Annotated in this window: 19 protein-coding genes; 18 read left to right on the top strand and 1 reads right to left on the bottom strand. The window is 28.0% G+C overall.

Going from position 1 to position 16090, the window contains the following annotated elements:
- The first annotated feature begins 5 nt into the window (after positions 1-5).
- The 15 genes from uxuA to QK892_RS01060 all read left to right on the top strand — a co-directional run bounded on the left by uxuA (position 6) and on the right by QK892_RS01060 (position 12923).
- A complete protein-coding gene (gene uxuA, locus QK892_RS01130) occupies positions 6-1043 on the top strand; it encodes a mannonate dehydratase (protein WP_317271680.1) in 1038 nt (345 codons plus the stop codon).
- Positions 1043-2479: a glycoside hydrolase family 1 protein gene (locus QK892_RS01125; RefSeq protein WP_317271679.1), complete on the top strand. Its 1437-nt coding sequence runs from the start codon at positions 1043-1045 to the stop codon at positions 2477-2479. The genes uxuA and QK892_RS01125 overlap by 1 nt, the downstream gene beginning before the upstream one ends.
- Before the next feature lie 11 nt (positions 2480-2490).
- A complete protein-coding gene (ilvD, locus tag QK892_RS01120) occupies positions 2491-4206 on the top strand; it encodes a dihydroxy-acid dehydratase (RefSeq protein WP_317271678.1) in 1716 nt (571 codons plus the stop codon).
- Positions 4206-4475, top strand: a complete 270-nt coding sequence (locus tag QK892_RS01115; RefSeq protein ID WP_317271677.1) for a hypothetical protein — start codon at positions 4206-4208, stop codon at positions 4473-4475. The genes ilvD and QK892_RS01115 overlap by 1 nt, the downstream gene beginning before the upstream one ends.
- A 66-nt stretch (positions 4476-4541) precedes the next feature.
- Complete coding sequence (gene ascB / locus QK892_RS01110; protein ID WP_317271676.1) at positions 4542-5957, top strand: 6-phospho-beta-glucosidase; 1416 nt, start codon at positions 4542-4544, stop codon at positions 5955-5957.
- 45 nt (positions 5958-6002) lie between these two features.
- Entirely contained in the window at positions 6003-6305 is a 303-nt protein-coding gene (locus QK892_RS01105; protein WP_317271675.1) for a PTS sugar transporter subunit IIB, read from the top strand.
- A 169-nt stretch (positions 6306-6474) separates the two neighbouring features.
- The gene (locus tag QK892_RS01100) at positions 6475-7248 is read left to right on the top strand and encodes a molecular chaperone DnaJ (RefSeq protein WP_317271674.1); all 774 of its coding nucleotides are present in this window, start codon (positions 6475-6477) and stop codon (positions 7246-7248) included.
- Positions 7249-7425: 177 nt separating this feature from the next.
- A complete protein-coding gene (locus tag QK892_RS01095; RefSeq protein ID WP_317271673.1) occupies positions 7426-8178 on the top strand; it encodes a GNAT family N-acetyltransferase in 753 nt (250 codons plus the stop codon).
- An 18-nt stretch (positions 8179-8196) separates the two neighbouring features.
- Positions 8197-8583, top strand: coding sequence for an ACT domain-containing protein (locus QK892_RS01090; RefSeq protein WP_394854994.1), 387 nt, complete (start codon positions 8197-8199; stop codon positions 8581-8583).
- Between the two features lie 616 nt (positions 8584-9199).
- The gene (locus tag QK892_RS01085; protein ID WP_317271672.1) at positions 9200-9523 is read left to right on the top strand and encodes a hypothetical protein; all 324 of its coding nucleotides are present in this window, start codon (positions 9200-9202) and stop codon (positions 9521-9523) included.
- 220 nt (positions 9524-9743) lie between these two features.
- Positions 9744-10358 (top strand): TraR/DksA C4-type zinc finger protein, encoded by a 615-nt coding sequence (locus QK892_RS01080; RefSeq protein ID WP_317271671.1) that lies wholly within the window; start codon positions 9744-9746, stop codon positions 10356-10358.
- 255 nt (positions 10359-10613) lie between these two features.
- The gene (locus tag QK892_RS01075) at positions 10614-11603 is read left to right on the top strand and encodes a hypothetical protein (protein ID WP_317271670.1); all 990 of its coding nucleotides are present in this window, start codon (positions 10614-10616) and stop codon (positions 11601-11603) included.
- Positions 11604-11618: 15 nt separating this feature from the next.
- Entirely contained in the window at positions 11619-11888 is a 270-nt protein-coding gene (locus tag QK892_RS01070) for a helix-turn-helix domain-containing protein (RefSeq protein WP_317271669.1), read from the top strand.
- 36 nt (positions 11889-11924) lie between these two features.
- Positions 11925-12608 carry a 5'-methylthioadenosine/adenosylhomocysteine nucleosidase gene (locus QK892_RS01065; protein ID WP_317271668.1) on the top strand — a complete coding sequence of 228 codons (684 nt, stop codon included), beginning with the start codon at positions 11925-11927 and terminating at the stop codon, positions 12606-12608.
- Positions 12609-12698: 90 nt separating this feature from the next.
- Positions 12699-12923 (top strand): DUF4318 domain-containing protein, encoded by a 225-nt coding sequence (locus QK892_RS01060; RefSeq protein WP_317271667.1) that lies wholly within the window; start codon positions 12699-12701, stop codon positions 12921-12923.
- Positions 12924-12998: 75 nt separating this feature from the next.
- On the opposite strand, the gene QK892_RS01055 is transcribed toward QK892_RS01060, so the two are convergent.
- Entirely contained in the window at positions 12999-13478 is a 480-nt protein-coding gene (locus QK892_RS01055) for a DUF6241 domain-containing protein (RefSeq protein ID WP_317271666.1), read from the bottom strand.
- Positions 13479-13642: 164 nt separating this feature from the next.
- Here QK892_RS01055 and QK892_RS01050 point away from each other — a divergent pair, with 164 nt between their 5' ends.
- The 3 genes from QK892_RS01050 to QK892_RS01040 all read left to right on the top strand — a co-directional run.
- A complete protein-coding gene (locus QK892_RS01050) occupies positions 13643-14533 on the top strand; it encodes an ABC transporter ATP-binding protein (protein ID WP_317271665.1) in 891 nt (296 codons plus the stop codon).
- On the top strand, positions 14526-15326 hold the full coding sequence (locus QK892_RS01045; RefSeq protein WP_317271664.1) for an ABC transporter permease subunit: 801 nt from the start codon (positions 14526-14528) through the stop codon (positions 15324-15326). Before QK892_RS01050 ends, QK892_RS01045 begins: the two co-directional genes overlap by 8 nt.
- Before the next feature lie 21 nt (positions 15327-15347).
- The coding region (locus tag QK892_RS01040) for a DUF2812 domain-containing protein (protein WP_317271663.1) at positions 15348-16090 on the top strand (743 nt) is incomplete at its 3' end.

The raw sequence follows: 16090 nt of genomic DNA, 5'->3' as shown, positions 1-16090 counted from the left end.
ACACTATGAAAATGACTTTTCGATGGTATGGCGAAGATGATCCAGTAAAGTTAGAGTATATTAAACAAATACCTAATGTTACAGGAATTGTTAGCGCAATATATGATATACCTGTTGGAGAGGTTTGGCCAGTAGATAGAATAGAGAAATTAAAAGAAGACATAAATTCAAACGGATTAGAATTAGAAGTAATAGAGAGTGTACCTGTACATGAAGATATAAAATTAGGAAGAAATAACTATAAAAAATATATTGAAAACTATAAAGAAACTATTAGAAATTTATCTAAGTGCGGTATTAAAACTATTTGTTATAATTTTATGCCAGTATTTGATTGGACTAGATCCTCAATAGATCATTTATTAGAAGATGGTTCAAGTGCATTAGTGTATTACAAGAATGAAATAGATAAGCTAGACCCAACTAAATTATCACTTCCAGGTTGGGATTCATCTTATTCTGTAGATGAAGTTACAGAATTAATAGAAGAATATAAAGCTCTCGGAGAAGAGGGACTATGGGAAAATTTAAAAAACTTTATAAATGAAATAATTCCAGTAGCTATTGAATCAGGAATTAATATGGCAATACATCCAGATGATCCACCTTGGTCAATATTTGGAATACCAAGAATAATTACAAATGAAGAAAATCTTGATAGATTTTTAAATCTATATGATAGTGTTAATCATGGATTAACTTTATGTAGTGGATCTTTAGGTTGCTCAAGAAATAATGATGTAGCACATCTTATCAGAAAGTATGGGAAAATGAAAAGAATACATTTTGGACATATAAGAAATGTGAAAATACTAGAAGATGGATCATTTGAAGAATCAGCTCATTACTCAACATGTGGGTCTCTAGATATAGTAGATATAATAAAAGCATATGTAGAAATAGGCTTTGAAGGACATGTTAGACCAGATCATGGAAGAATGATATGGGGAGAAGAAGGTAGAGCAGGTTATGGTTTATATGATCGTGGATTAGGAGCAATGTATATAGGTGGAATATATGATGCATTTAAGGAGAGAAAATAATGAAGAAGAAAGTTAATTTACCAGAAGGCTTCTTTTTGGGAGCAGCAGCAAGCGCTTGGCAGACAGAAGGTTGGGACGGTAAAAAAGAGTTTCAAGATTCTTATATAGATTTATGGTACAAAGAGAATAAAAATGTTTGGCATAATGGATATGGACCAGCAATTGCAACAGACTATTTTAATAGATATAAAGAAGACATAGTTAATATGAAAGAGATTGGATTAAATTGCTATAGAACTTCTTTAAATTGGTCAAGGTTTTTAACTGATTATGAAAATGTAATAGTGGATGAAGATTATGCTAAATATTATGGAAACATGTTAGATGAAATGATTGCAAATGGAATTGAACCTATGGTTTGTTTAGAACATTATGAAATTCCAGGAGAATTATTTAAGAAATATGATGGATTTAATAGCAAGCATGTTGTTGATTTATTTGTAAAGTATGCAACAAAAGCCTTTGAAAGGTTTGGAGATAAGGTCAAGTATTGGTTTGCTTTTAATGAGCCAGTTGTAGTACAAACAAGAATACATTTAGATGCTTTAAGATATCCTTTCTATCAAGATAGTAAAGCTTGGATGCAATGGAATTATAATAAGGCACTAGCAACAAATATGATTATGAAGGTTTATAAGGAAGGTGGATTTAGAAAAGAGGGAGGTAAGTTTGGAACAATCGTAAATATTGAAACAGCTTATCCAAGAGGAAATTCACCTAGAGATTTACAAGCAGCTGATATGTATGATCTTTTCTATAACCGTGTTTTCTTAGATCCTGCAATACTTGGACAATATGAAGATGGATTCTTTGAATTATTAGAAAAGCATGGAATTTTGATGGATTATACTTTAGAAGAATTAGAAATTATTAAAGATAATACTTTAGATTGGATAGGAATAAATCTATATCATCCAAATAGAGTTAAGGAAAGAACAACAGCTGTTCATCCAGAAGCGCCTTTCCATCCAGATTTCTATTATGAAGACTTTAATATGCCAGGTAAGAAAATGAATCCGCATAGAGGATGGGAGATATATCCTAAAATAATGTATGATATGGCTATTAAAATGAGAGATAAATATAATAATTTTGAATGGTTTGTGGCTGAAAGTGGAATGGGCGTTGAAAATGAAAAAAGATATAAAGATGAATCAGGAATAATACAAGATGATTATCGAATTGAATTTATATCAATGCATTTAGATTGGTTAATAAAAGGTATTAATGAAGGTTCAAATTGTAAGGGATATATGTTATGGGCTTTTACAGACAATGTATCACCAATGAATGCTTTTAAAAATAGATATGGTCTTGTGGAGATAGATTTAGAAAATAATCGTAATCGTAATCTTAAAAAGTCTGCTTATTTTTATAAAGAGTTAATTAAAAATAAAGTTTTCGAAGTAGAAGATAGCGAGAATGATTATAAGTAAGGAGAAGTAAAATGAAGAGTCAAGATTTAAGAAAAATAGCTCCTGAATTAGATCCTCTTAGAATAGGAGCAGGATGGAAGGTCGAAGACTTAAGTAAAATGCAAATTTTTATAGAGAGTACATATGGCGATTCACATCCTGGAAGTGTTCATTTAAATGAATTAGTTCATTTAGTGGAAAAAAGCCTTTATGAAGTTAATGCAAAGGGAGCTAAATATTATGTAACAGATATGTGTGATGGAGAATCACAAGGGCATGATGGAATTAATTATTCTTTATGTTCAAGAGAGATGATTTGTAACATGATAGAAATACAATATAGTGCAACTCCTTTTGATGGAGGAGTATTTTTAGCAACTTGTGATAAAGCAATGCCAGCTCATTTAATGGCAATTGCAAGACTTAATACACCTTCAATTATAATTTCAGGTGGAGTAATGAGTGCAGGTCCAGATTTACTAACTTTAGAGCAAATTGGAAAATACTCAGCTCAGTATGAAAAAAATGAAATTACTTTAGATAAATTTAATTACTATAAACATAATGCATGCCCGAGTTGTGGAGCTTGTAGTTTTATTGGAACTGCAACAACAATGCAAATTATGGCAGAAGTATTAGGATTATCATTACCTGGAACTTCAGTACTTCCTGCAACTAGTATAGAACTTAAGGAAGTAGCGAATAATATAGGCAAGAGTATTAGAAATATAGTGGAAAAGGACATCAAACCTTCAGATATACTGACTAAAAAAGCATTTGAAAATGCAATAATGGTCCATGCCGCAATTGCAGGATCTAGTAATGCACTACTTCATATTCCAGCAATTGCTCATGAAGTAGGGATTGAACTGACAGGAGAAGATTTTGATAGAATCCATAGAAAGATTCCATTTATATTAAATATTCGACCAAGTGGTTTTTATCCTGCTGAATATTATCATTATGCAGGCGGAACTCCAGCTATAATGGAAGCTATTAGAGAGCATTTACACTTAGATGTTTTAACAGTTACAGGAAAAACTCTAGGAGAAAATTTAGATGATTTAAAAAATAGCGGATATTATGAGAAATGTTATAATCACTTAAAAAGATTAAATTTAAAGAAGGAAGACGTAATTTATCCTATTGAAAAGCCTTTAAATAAAGAAGGTGCTATTGCTGTATTAAAGGGTAATCTTGCACCAGAGGGCTCTGTAGTTAAGCATTCAGCAGTTTCAAAGAAGATGCAAGAAGTAGTTTTAAAGGCAAGAGTATTTGATCGTGAGGAAGATGCTATTTCAGCTATATTAAAAGATAATATAAATCCAGGAGAGGCTGTTTTCATAAGATATGAAGGACCAAAGGGAAGTGGAATGCCTGAGATGTTCTATACAACTGAGGCAATTGCAAGCAATCCAATTCTTTCAGAATCAGTTGCACTTTTAACAGATGGTAGATTTTCAGGAGCGAGCAGAGGTCCAGCTATAGGTCATATATCACCTGAAGCTGCAAGCGGAGGTCCTATTGCTTTAGTGGAAGATGGAGATTTAATTGAAATAAGTGTTAAAAACAGAAGTCTTAATATTATTGGAATTAAGAATAAAAAAATGTCTTTAGAAGAAATTGAAGAAATTCTTAATGAAAGAAAAAGCAACTGGACTATGCCAAAGAGTAAATTTAAACGAGGAGCTCTAGCATTATATACGAAACATGCAGTATCACCAATGAAAGGGGGGTACATGGAATAATGAAAACTAATGTTAATCCTTCTATTACTTTAACTGAAAGACAAAAAAATATTAAAAGACTTAGAGAAAATTTAAATAAAAAGAATCCAAATGATATTAATGTTTTTACTAAATATAAAATTTTAACTTATGTGTTAAATATTGTTTGTACTCCTTATGCATTATATAGAATTTGGAATAAAAAATCACCATTTAGCACAAATGAAAAAATAACTCAGACAGGAGTTTGTGTTATTTATATAGTTTCATTAATATCAACAGTAATTTAGAGAAGAAGCTATAGAATAAATTTATAAGTAAATGTGCATATAAAATAAGTAGATAGGAGAAAGATTATGGCGTTTCCGAAGAATTTTTTGTGGGGAGGGGCAATTGCAGCAAATCAAGCTGAAGGAGCCTACTTAGAGGATGGTAAAGGACTTACTAATATTGATATGATTCCACATGGGAAAAATAGAATGTATGTCAAACTTGGTGATATGTATCCAGTTGAATTTATTGATGGGGAAAACTATCCAAGCCATGAAGCTATAGATTTTTATCATAATTACAAAGAGGATATAAAACTTATGGCTGAAATGGGATTTAAATGCTTCAGAACGAGTATTGCTTGGGCAAGAATATTGCCAGATGGTGAAGGTGAAGTAAATGAAGCAGGAATCGATTTTTATAAGAGTATGTTTGAAGAATGTAAAAAATATGGAATAGAGCCTTTAGTTACACTTTGTCATTTTGATGTTCCAATGGCACTAGTAAGAAGATACGATTCATGGAAAAGCAGAGAAATGATTGACTGCTTCGTAAATTATGCGAAGATATGCTTTGAAAGATTTGATGGTCTAGTTAAGTATTGGTTAACATTTAATGAAATAAACATTCTACTTCATTCACCATTTTCAGGAGCAGGTCTAGCATTTAAAGATGGAGAAAATAGAGAACAATCTAAATATCAAGCAGCTCATCATGAGTTAGTAGCAAGTGCACTTGTTACTAAAATAGCTCATGAGACAAATCCTGAAAATTTAATTGGATGTATGCTAGCTGGAGGACAATTCTATCCTTATAGTTGTGATCCAAATGATGTTTTTATGGCTATGAATAAGGATAGAGAAAATTTATTATTTATAGATGTTCAAGCAAGAGGATATTATCCTAGCTATAGTAAAAGGGTATTTAAAGAGAAGAATGTTGAATTGAAAATAGAAGAAGGCGATCTGGAAATATTAAGAAAATATCCAGTTGACTTTGTTTCATTTAGTTATTATTCATCTCGTTGTGCAAGTTCAAATCCAGAACATAATATTTCAGATGGAAATGTGGTTAAATCTGTGAAGAATCCATATTTAAAAGCAAGTGAGTGGGGATGGCAAATAGATCCATTAGGATTAAGAATAACATTAAATTCACTATATGATAGATATCAAAAACCTTTGTTTATTGTTGAAAATGGACTAGGAGCAAAGGACATCATTGAAGAGGATGGCTCTATAAATGACGATTATAGGATAGATTACTTAAGAGAGCATATAGTAGCAATGAATGAAGCAATTGAAGATGGAGTGGATTTGTTAGGATATACATCTTGGGGATGCATAGATTTAGTAGCTGCATCAACTGGAGAAATGTCAAAGAGATATGGGTTTATTTATGTAGATAAAGACGATAAAGGAAATGGTACATTAAAAAGATATAAGAAGAAATCATTTTATTGGTATAAAAAGGTGATTGAATCTAATGGGGATAATTTGTAAATAGTAATATTTAAATATAAATTAAAATTAAAGGAGAGATATGATATGAAAAATATATTATTGGTATGTTCAGCAGGAATGTCAACAAGTTTATTAGTAAACAAAATGAAGGATGCTGCAAAAGAAAAAGGAATAGAAGTAACTATAAATGCAATGCCATTTTCAGAGTGTGCAAGTGTAATCGACACAGTTGATATTGTTTTACTTGGACCACAAGTTAGATTCCAAAAGTCACAAATTGAATCACTAGTTAATGGAAGAATTCCAGTAGAAGTAATAGATGTTAGATATTATGGAACTATGAATGGAAAAGCAGTTCTTGAAACTGCATTAGGTTTAATAGGATAATATATAAATTAGTAAAAGTCTAGGTGAGATTATTTATCTTCCCTAGGCTTTTTACATATCATTAGATATAGGATAGAATTACCTTTTTATTAATTTGTAAATATTGATATAATTAGGTTTAACAAAAGATAGGAGGATATTATGTTTATATAATATGGAGTGAAAATATATGGAGAAATACGAAATTTTAAGTGTTGATGAAAATTCATCAATGGAAGAGATAAGACAAGCTTATGAAAATAAGGTTAATGAAATAAAAAAAGAGATAGTAGATGAACGAAGAGCCAAGGCTTTTATAAAAGTATTTGATAAAGCTTTTGAAGAAATAAAGTTAGAAAAAGAAAAAATTCAAAATCAAGAAACTATGCTTATAAATTTTAAGAATACTAATTTAGATAATTATGCAAAAGATAAATTAGATATAGAGGAAATTGATAAATATGAAGATTTTGATGAATATAAAGAGATTACAAGAAAGAATAAAGAAAAGAAGAAGTCACCTTCAAGAAGTTCAACAAGAAAGAAACAAAATAATAATAGAAAGAAAGTATATAAAGACAATGATATAGATAAGAAAAAAAGGAAAAATAATAATCAAAAGATAAGGTCTAAAGAAAGATTATCAAAAGAAAGTTCACTAATAAAATTACCATTTAAAATATTAGCAGTACCGATAATAGTAGTGCTATCTATATTAATATTTTTACTTAAGACAATTAATTTAATTTCTTGGATTGCAACTAAGGTTTTGATTGTAGCAGCAATTTCAGTTTCATCTATTCATGGGTATCAAGTTTATATTGGACAACCTATGTATTATGAGGTATTTGTATTATGTGCTGTTGTATTTGTAATTTCTTTATTTTTACCAAGTATATTAAAAGTAGTTCCATCTGCTTTATCATCAATTAATAACAAAATTAAGAAATTTGTATTTAATTAGTTAAAGATCTTTTCACTATATTTGAATTAATAAAGCAAAATGTTAAACTTGTAAAATAGTAATGCTTGGAATGTAAGAATAATAAGTTAAGGAGTTAGTATAAGGCTAACTCCTTAATTTATTGTTGATGTCTATAATTTAGAATTATATAATCTAGGTGTAAGGGGTTGAAAAAATATGGAAAAAGAAAATATTCTAGTTAAAGTGAAAGAACAATTCGCCAAGGATTATAATTGTGCAATTGAAGACTTTGACAACAATGAAAATTTAATAACTGATTTAAAAGTAATAGATGGTAGTAGAAAATACAATGATGATAAGGATATTTTGAAAGTACTTGTATTCAATGGGAAAATAGTAATGTCTGCTGATAGATGCATAAAGGAGTGGTGTAAGGAGAATTTTGAAAAGTTTCCAGGAGAATGGTTATTTTTATATTCAGTATTAAGAAGAATAGATAAGAAGTTAAATGAGTTTGGTTACGAGATAGAAGATACTCATCATTACTATTTACCAAAGGAGTATAATTATGAAGAACCTAAGAATGTCAAATTAAAATGGTATGAAAAAGATAATATATTACAATTCAAAGGTGATGATAGATTTGATGAAGCCTTTGCTTTTAATAAGAATTATCCAGATATTCTAGCAGTTGCAGCTGTAGATGATAAAGGAGATATTTTAGGGATGGCTGGAGCTAGTGAGGATTCTAATATTATGTGGCAAATTGGGGTAAATGTTTTACCAGAGGCTAAGAATAAAGGGGTCGCAAGCATAATAGTACAATCTTTAAAAAATGAAATATTAAGAAGAGGAAAAGTACCTTTTTACGGTACTGTAGAATCTCATATAGTATCTCAAAAGCTTGCAATAAAATCAGGATTTTATCCTGCATTTGGAGAGATTAAGATAAGAAAGATACAAAGGTAGATTATAGGGGGCAAGATTATGGAAGAAAAATTAAATTTAAAGTTATTAAAAGGTAAGTATTCAGTTTGTAGATTATATAAAAATGATGAAATACCAAACTGGATTTTTAATGAGGAATTCTTTTCGATAACTAGAACTGAAGATGAAGTATCTATTGTTTGCTTACAAGACAAGGTTAAAGAAGAGATAAAGTGTGAAAGAGATTGGAAAGTATTAAAAATAGAAGGACCTCTAGACTTTTCTTTGATAGGTATATTAGCAAGGATAAGTACATTAATGGCAAATAATGATATAAGTATATTTGCAATTTCAACATATGATACAGATTATATTCTTATAAAAGAAGAGATGATAGATAGAGCAATAGCTGTTTTAGAAAATAATAATTATAAAATAAATATGTAAAAGAAAAAAGGAACTGAATATAAGAACAATGGATTTATTTTAGATTGTATAAAGTATAAAATATATGAAAAATAACCTGAAATCTTTATAATATAAGGATTTTAGGTTATTTTTTTATGTTTTTAAAAAAGTATATCATAGGAATTAAAGTAAATATAAATTGAATAATAAAGGCAATAACTAACCATATTTGTAGACTTGAAGGCCATGCCCAGATGATTTGAATTATATAACTCTTGATAACCATACCAAAACAAAGAATACATAAAATAGCGTTAATTCTTTAGAATTATTAAATAATCGCCTTTGCATTATTAGTAATAATAAACTATATCCTGCTAATAAGAAGGAAAAACAAAAATTTATATAGTTAATTGATTGATATATTTCAATTGGGGCGCTCGGTATATATGAATACCATTTAAAAGAATAAGGTGCAAAAAAATGTACTAGCCCAACTATACAGCTAATAATACAAGCAATATTAAAAAATATAGTGGTAAAATTTAGGAAAAGGAGTATGATTAATATATAGATTAACAAATATTAGTAATATTAGTAAATAAAAGAATTTAAAGTTATGGAGATGGTAAATATGTATTTCATGGGAGATATTATGCAAAAAGTTATTGTTAAAAATTTAACTAATGATACTTTAACTAATATACAGCTAACACATGATGGTGAATGGAACGGCGACTATAAATCATCAATAAAGAAGCTTAAAAATAATGATTTTAAAGAAGTTTCATTGTACACACAGAAAGTAAATAACTTCTGTAATTTAATTCTAACTTATACCTATAAAGATATAAGTAATACTATTGTAGTATATGATAAACTTAGTCGAAAAGATTTAAGCTTAATTATACTTGAAATTAAAGAAGTTGATGGAGAAATTATCATTAATACAATAAGAGATAATGATATGTGGTCGTAATTCTTATTAAAAATTGTTAATCTATGCATAGATATATGAATGAATATAAATAACTTGTGGAATTATAAAAAACAGAAATTAAAATTTTCTGTTTTTTTATTTATTTTTAATATTAATATACTTGTTAATTAAAGGAAAATAAATGTTATAAATTAGTCTATTAAAAATACGATCTTTTAGGAAGAATATAAATAAGCTTTATTTTGAAAGGATGGTTTATATGAATAACGAAGAACTTAAACATTTTAAAAATAAACTTAATAAAGAAAAAAATAGAATTACAGCACTTATTAAACAGTTAGATGAAAATGGGATGACTAAATTTAATTCTGAAACTGCTAGTGAATTATCATTTTATGATAATCATCCTGCTGATACAGCTAGTGAAACCTTTGAAGTAGAGAAGGGAAGAGCACTTGAAGCTAATGAGATGTCATTAATAGATAAGATTGATGATGCATTAAAGGCTATAGATGAAGGTAGCTATGGTAAGTGTAAAACATGTGGAAAAGATATAGCTAAAGAAAGATTGGAATTTTTACCTTATGCAGTAAACTGTATTGACTGTCAAGATGTTATTAGTGATATAAAAACTTATAATTCTAATCAAAGAGTAGTAGAAGAAAGTGTAATAGGAAAACCTTTTGGACATAAATCAAGATATGGCGATAAAGATGAAGTAGGCTTTGATGAAGAAGATAGTTACCAAGCTGTAGGAAGATTTAATGAAATGAGAAATTCAGCAGATTATGAATATGATTATGATGATAATAGTTATGTTGAAGAAATTGAAGGAATAAGTAATCAAATGTATAAGAATCAATTGCCTGATTAGTTTATATAGTAAAGTTAATTTAGTTGTTAATTATAATTAATGACTTTAATCTATTATGAAGATAGATACTATAAAATAGTAGCTAAATTTTTTTATATAAAATTAGCTACTATTTTTATTAGTACTAAAAATTAAAATCATAAATATACACAATAAAAGTTTACAAATATATACAAGAAGCATATACTAAAGAATAAGTAGTAAGTGATAAGTAGTAAGTAAATGTAAAATATTAACTTAAAGGGGTGTTTATTTATGAGAGAACTAAAATTATCACAAAGCTTTTCAATGATTGCTTTAAATGCACAGGATAGCATTAATATGACAACAGTAAAAAAAGTTTCGCTTCGTTGTATAGCTGCCGCTGTTGTACTTGAGACTTATTTAGAGAGTGAATTTACTAATGTAAATGGCAAACTATCTTTGAAAAAGTCTATTTTAGATGATTCTAATATAACCTTATATCAAGAAGTTATTTTTAAGACTATTTTTAATAAAAGTGAAGAGGTAGAGGGAGATTTAAATTGGTGGTTAACTAAAGCTTCTAATATATCAAAAAAACATTTAAAAGAACTTGAGAGGGCTATGGCTGATTCTTTAAAAGGCTATGACTATATGGAGGAGATTCCAAATTTATTAGGATGTGATATGTATTATAAAACTGCGGGGCTATCACTTAAAGAGTATAGAAGCAATATTAATGAATATTCTAGAATAGTTGAAGGACTTAAAGCAGAAGTTCTTGAAGAAGGAGAATTAAGTGATGAAAGTATATTTATTCTATGGCTTCTTAGAGAAAGTGGATGTATGCAAGATGTATTTTCTAAAGGAGATTTAGAATTAATATCTGAAAAGATTCATAATTTAGCTGTAAAAGATAAGCTTTCAAAGAAACTTTATGATATTCATATTTATCATGGTGTTGAAATGGCTGTAAAAGGATTTTTAAATATTAAGAAAAATGCTGTTAAAACACCAACTGGAACAGGTATTAATTTCTTATTACCGGAAATCGAAAGATCTCAATCTATATTTATTGATACTGAAGAATGGTTTCCTAATGCAAAAGAAAGATTTGAAGAAGTAAAAAAAAGATTAGAGGAAAATGGACACTTATATACTATAGTACGTGCAGGAGATGTACCTTTAATTAAAATAGATAATATTTTGTATGAGGCTATACCTGAAGCTGTAAGAGGAAGAATTCCAATACATGGAGTACGCCTTAGAAGATATCCAATTTAAAGGAGTTGAAAACTAATGTCTAGACAACGTTCTATGGAGAAAATTTTAGAATCTGAGTATGTCACAATTGGGGAACTTGTTAGAATCACCAATTCAAGATACAGTACTCTTAAATTTTATACTGAAGAAGGAATGTTGCCTTTCGAACAGGAAGAAGAAAGATTAACCAGAAGGTTTAAAAGAGAAGAGGCCGTAAATAGAATTGAAGAAATAAAAGAATTAAAAAGGAAAGGATATAGGGTAGAAGAGATTAAGAGTAAGTTATTAGAGAATAATGAAAAATAAGACGAAGTTATGCAATAAAAAATAGGTGGGGAGATAATGAGAATTGGAGTAATAGGTCCTTCAGAAGATGAAATTAAGCCTTTTATTGAGAAAATACAAAATAAAAGGATAGAGTCTGCCGCAATGATAAAATTTTATATGGGAAATATTTATAATATTGATGTAGTAGCTTTATATTGTGGGGTATGTAAAGTTAATGCTGCAATTGCTACACAGATACTAATAGATAGATTCAATGTAACTCATATTTTTGTGACTGGTGTAGCAGGAGCAATTAATAATATATTAAATATTGGTGATACAATTATTTCAACAGAAGTAGCATATCATGATGTTGACGAAGGAATATTAACAGAATATCATCCATGGATGGATAGTATTTATTTTAAATGTGATAGTAATCTTTTATCATTATGTAGACAGGTGTTAGGGAAAAATACATTTGCTCAAAAAATCTATTTTGGGAAAATTGTAACTGGTGAAGCCTTTATAAGTGAAAAGGGTAGAAAAGAAATAATTGAAAAATATAATCCACTTTGTGTAGATATGGAAACTGCAAGTGTTGCGCATGTATGTTATGTGAATAATATTCCATTTATTTCTATAAGGTCAATAACAGATACAGAAAGCAAATGCGGTGTAGAAAATTTTGAGCTTAATTGCGTGTCAGCAGCAAATAATTCTATAGATATACTAGAAAAAGTACTAAAGAGTATTTAAGAATAATTATGGCATTTCTTAAATATTAATATTTTAAATAAATAATATACATTAATTAACAATTGTAATATATTATAAGGAGAGATTTTTATGGGGAAATTTTTTAGAAAAAGTTTTAATATTGATTTAAAAGATTCACTAACGTATCCATCTGCAAAGACCATTTGCGATATTATAGAGAAAGAACAAAAGAATATTGAATTTATAAGTAAAGAAAAGCCTATAATTTTTAAAATAGAAGATGGAACCTATGAAGTTAATATTGAAATGGCTCGTGGTGGTTATTATTTATGTTGCAGAGAAGTCAAAAAATAAATTATTATATTCTTTACAATATAGCAATTTTAGAAGGAACTATTAATGGGTCCTTCTAAAATTATATTTTAAACACTATTCTTTTAAGGAAGTTGCTTTTCCTACAGTCCCACCAAGCTTTTTCCAAAAGTAATTATGCTCATCTACAGCTTGAGAAAAATCATTATTTTCCCATCTAGTAAGAACTTCTAGCATATAGTCTTTATCTTCATAGTCAATTTTTTCAATGAGGCTTTTTAATGATGCTATATATTCAGAGTCCATTTCTATTTTACCCCAAATTTGGTTGTCCTCTGCGATTATTTTAGTATTACTCATTCTATGAATGATGTCATAAATATTTTCAATAGGATAATAATCACTATCTTTTATTTCAGTTGAATCTTCACTAGAAAGTTCCTTATCTATTTTTTCAATATCAGATATGTTCGATTTAGCACTTAAATTACCGGAGTCAATTTGCTTATAAAGTAAAAATGAAAAAGTACCAATAGCTATGATTAATATAATAACTAAGATAGTAATAAATATTTTACTTTTAAATAAATTTTTCATGAAAATCACCTCTCCATCAATTATTGTAATTACAGTATATTCTAAAAACTGTATAATTAAAATATATATACAAAAATTAACAAATATAATTGAGAATGGAATCAGTATGCGGTATAATATAACTTATTAAATGGTACTATAACAAACTCTTTGGAGGGGTTAAAATGAATGTAATAGAAATTAATAATCTTACTAAAGACTATGGTGATAGAAAAGGGATTTTTAGTATAAATTTTTCAGTTAAGAAGGGGGAAGTTCTTGGATTTCTAGGACCAAATGGAGCAGGAAAAACAACAACAATTCGTCATTTAATGGGTTTTTCAAAGGCTGATAAAGGGAGTTGTTCAATTAATGGATCAAATTGCTTCGATAATTCTAGTGAAATTCAAAAGTATCTTGGATATTTACCAGGAGAAATTGCTTTTTTAGATGATATGACAGGTATTAAGTTTATAAAGTTTGTTGCGGAAATGAAGGGGATTAAAGATTTATCTAGGGCTAAGGAGCTTATAGAAAGGTTTGAGCTAAATCCTAAAGGTAAAATTAAAAAGATGTCTAAGGGAATGAAACAAAAAATTGGTATTGTATGTGCATTTATGCAAGAACCTGAAATTTTAATATTAGACGAACCTACTAGTGGATTAGATCCATTAATGCAAAATGAATTTATAAAGTTAATAGCAGAAGAAAAGGAAAAGGGAAGAACTATATTAATGTCTTCTCATAATTTTGAAGAGGTAGAAAAAGCCTGTGATAGAGCAGCTATTATTAAAGAAGGAAAAATTGTAGCTGTTGAGAATATATCTACATTAAAAGAATCTAAGCAAAAGATATATAATGTAACATTTGAAAACTCAAATATAGCAAATAAATTTGGAACTGAAGGATTTAAAGTAAAAGAAATTAAAGATAATAATGTAACAGTATCTATAAAAGGAGATATTACACCTTTTATTAAGGCATTAGGAAAGTATAAAATTTTAAATTTAGAATCTTATACTCAAAGTCTAGAAGACTTATTTATGCATTATTATGGAGGTGAAAATAATGATTAGTATTCCACTATTAAAAAGAGAAGTCAAGTCAAATTATAAACTTTTTATAATTTTTGCAGCAGTATTAACTATGTATATATCAGTAATAATTCCAATGTTTGATCCAGAAATAGGGGAAGCATTAGCTGAATTTGAAAAAGCTATACCTGAAATGATGGCTGCTTTTGGAATGAGTAATCCTGGAGCTACATTAATAGAGTTTATAAATACCTATTTATTTGGATTTCTATTTATTATTTTTCCAATGATATTTGAGATAATAATAGCCAACAAGTTAATAGCAAAATATGTTGATAGTGGCTCAATGGCTTATCTTTTAGCAACTCCAAATAAAAAAAGTAAAATTGCTATAACACAAGCACTTTTCATGTTGATTTCAATTGGAATTTTAATATTCTTTATTACTTTAGTTGGAATAATATCTAGTGAAGTTAATTTCCCTGGTGAATTAGATATTAAGAAATATATATTAATGAATATAGGTCTATATTGTCTTCATATATCAATAAGTGGACTTGCATTTTTTGCTTCTTGTATTAGTAATGATACAAAGTTATCCTACTCAATAAGTGCTGGTGTACCAATTGGATTTTTTATAATTCAACTTTTAGCTAATATGGGAGGAAAGTTAGAGAATTTTAAATACTTTACTATTTTCACATTATTAGATACAGATAAGTTAATTAAGGGTAACGTTTCTGCAATATGGATGATTATAGTGTTATTAGTAGTAGGAATAATTTTATATATAGCTGGTATATTAAGATTTAATAAAAGGGATTTACCTTTATAAGATAACTGAGGGGGTATTTAATTGAGATTTGGGGATATAAATATAATTTTAATGGATTTTTATTCATATGAAATAGGAGCTTTGGAATCTTATTTTGAAGAGCTGGCTTTAAAAGGATGGATGCTTGAGAAGGTATCAAGATTATATATTAAGTTTAAGAAAATGGAGCCAAAGCAGATAAAATACACAATAGATGTAGTTGATGGAGTTTTGGAAAATGGAGAACTAGATAAGGAATTAGCATTAGAATATAGAGAAAAGCTTCAAGACTTAGGATGGAATTATTCTTGTGAATTTAATAAATTGCAAGTTTTTTATAAAGAAAATGAAGATAAAAAAAGTAGTATTAGTAAAAAAGGAATTCAAGAAATACAATGCCTATTTGATAACTCTTTAACTATATTAATTCTAAGAATATTATCTTTAACATTTATATTATTTACTCAAATATCATCAATATTTAGGGGAAGAAGTATAGATTATTTCGTGGATAACTCAGGTTTATTAAGTTCAGCTATCATAAGTATTTTTATAATAGTATGTATTATAGACTTATTTAAATTAATTAAATTTAAGGTAATTAATAATGAGAAAAGACAGTCTAGTTTATGGATAAGATTTAAGAGAGTAATTCTTGATATTATATTTTTAACTGCAGGAATTGGACTAATAACAATTCTCTTTGATGATAATAAAGAAGATTTCAGTATAAAAATTATTATATTATCATTAATAATTGGAATCTTATTATTGTGTTATTTTAT

The sequence above is a fragment of the Clostridium lamae genome, from assembly GCF_033043255.1.
GTDB classification, from domain to species: Bacteria; Bacillota; Clostridia; order Clostridiales; family Clostridiaceae; genus Clostridium; species Clostridium lamae.
Note: the sequence above shows the minus strand (reverse complement) of the source record. Positions and strands in the feature narration are given on the sequence as shown.

Bases quoted from the DNA above. Each gene is read 5' to 3' on its own strand.
- QK892_RS01085 (WP_317271672.1), top strand. From the start codon at position 9,200: ATGCAAAAAGTTATTGTTAAAAATTTAACTAATGATACTTTAACTAAT.
- QK892_RS01060 (WP_317271667.1), top strand. From the start codon at position 12,699: ATGGGGAAATTTTTTAGAAAAAGTTTTAATATTGATTTAAAAGATTCA.
- QK892_RS01080 (WP_317271671.1), top strand. From the start codon at position 9,744: ATGAATAACGAAGAACTTAAACATTTTAAAAATAAACTTAATAAAGAA.
- QK892_RS01065 (WP_317271668.1), top strand. From the start codon at position 11,925: ATGAGAATTGGAGTAATAGGTCCTTCAGAAGATGAAATTAAGCCTTTT.
- QK892_RS01105 (WP_317271675.1), top strand. From the start codon at position 6,003: ATGAAAAATATATTATTGGTATGTTCAGCAGGAATGTCAACAAGTTTA.
- QK892_RS01070 (WP_317271669.1), top strand. From the start codon at position 11,619: ATGTCTAGACAACGTTCTATGGAGAAAATTTTAGAATCTGAGTATGTC.
- QK892_RS01090 (WP_394854994.1), top strand. From the start codon at position 8,197: ATGGAAGAAAAATTAAATTTAAAGTTATTAAAAGGTAAGTATTCAGTT.
- QK892_RS01050 (WP_317271665.1), top strand. From the start codon at position 13,643: ATGAATGTAATAGAAATTAATAATCTTACTAAAGACTATGGTGATAGA.
- QK892_RS01045 (WP_317271664.1), top strand. From the start codon at position 14,526: ATGATTAGTATTCCACTATTAAAAAGAGAAGTCAAGTCAAATTATAAA.
- QK892_RS01075 (WP_317271670.1), top strand. From the start codon at position 10,614: ATGAGAGAACTAAAATTATCACAAAGCTTTTCAATGATTGCTTTAAAT.
- QK892_RS01055 (WP_317271666.1), bottom strand. From the start codon at position 13,478: ATGAAAAATTTATTTAAAAGTAAAATATTTATTACTATCTTAGTTATT.
- QK892_RS01095 (WP_317271673.1), top strand. From the start codon at position 7,426: ATGGAAAAAGAAAATATTCTAGTTAAAGTGAAAGAACAATTCGCCAAG.
- ascB (WP_317271676.1), top strand. From the start codon at position 4,542: ATGGCGTTTCCGAAGAATTTTTTGTGGGGAGGGGCAATTGCAGCAAAT.
- ilvD (WP_317271678.1), top strand. From the start codon at position 2,491: ATGAAGAGTCAAGATTTAAGAAAAATAGCTCCTGAATTAGATCCTCTT.
- QK892_RS01115 (WP_317271677.1), top strand. From the start codon at position 4,206: ATGAAAACTAATGTTAATCCTTCTATTACTTTAACTGAAAGACAAAAA.
- uxuA (WP_317271680.1), top strand. From the start codon at position 6: ATGAAAATGACTTTTCGATGGTATGGCGAAGATGATCCAGTAAAGTTA.
- QK892_RS01125 (WP_317271679.1), top strand. From the start codon at position 1,043: ATGAAGAAGAAAGTTAATTTACCAGAAGGCTTCTTTTTGGGAGCAGCA.
- QK892_RS01100 (WP_317271674.1), top strand. From the start codon at position 6,475: ATGGAGAAATACGAAATTTTAAGTGTTGATGAAAATTCATCAATGGAA.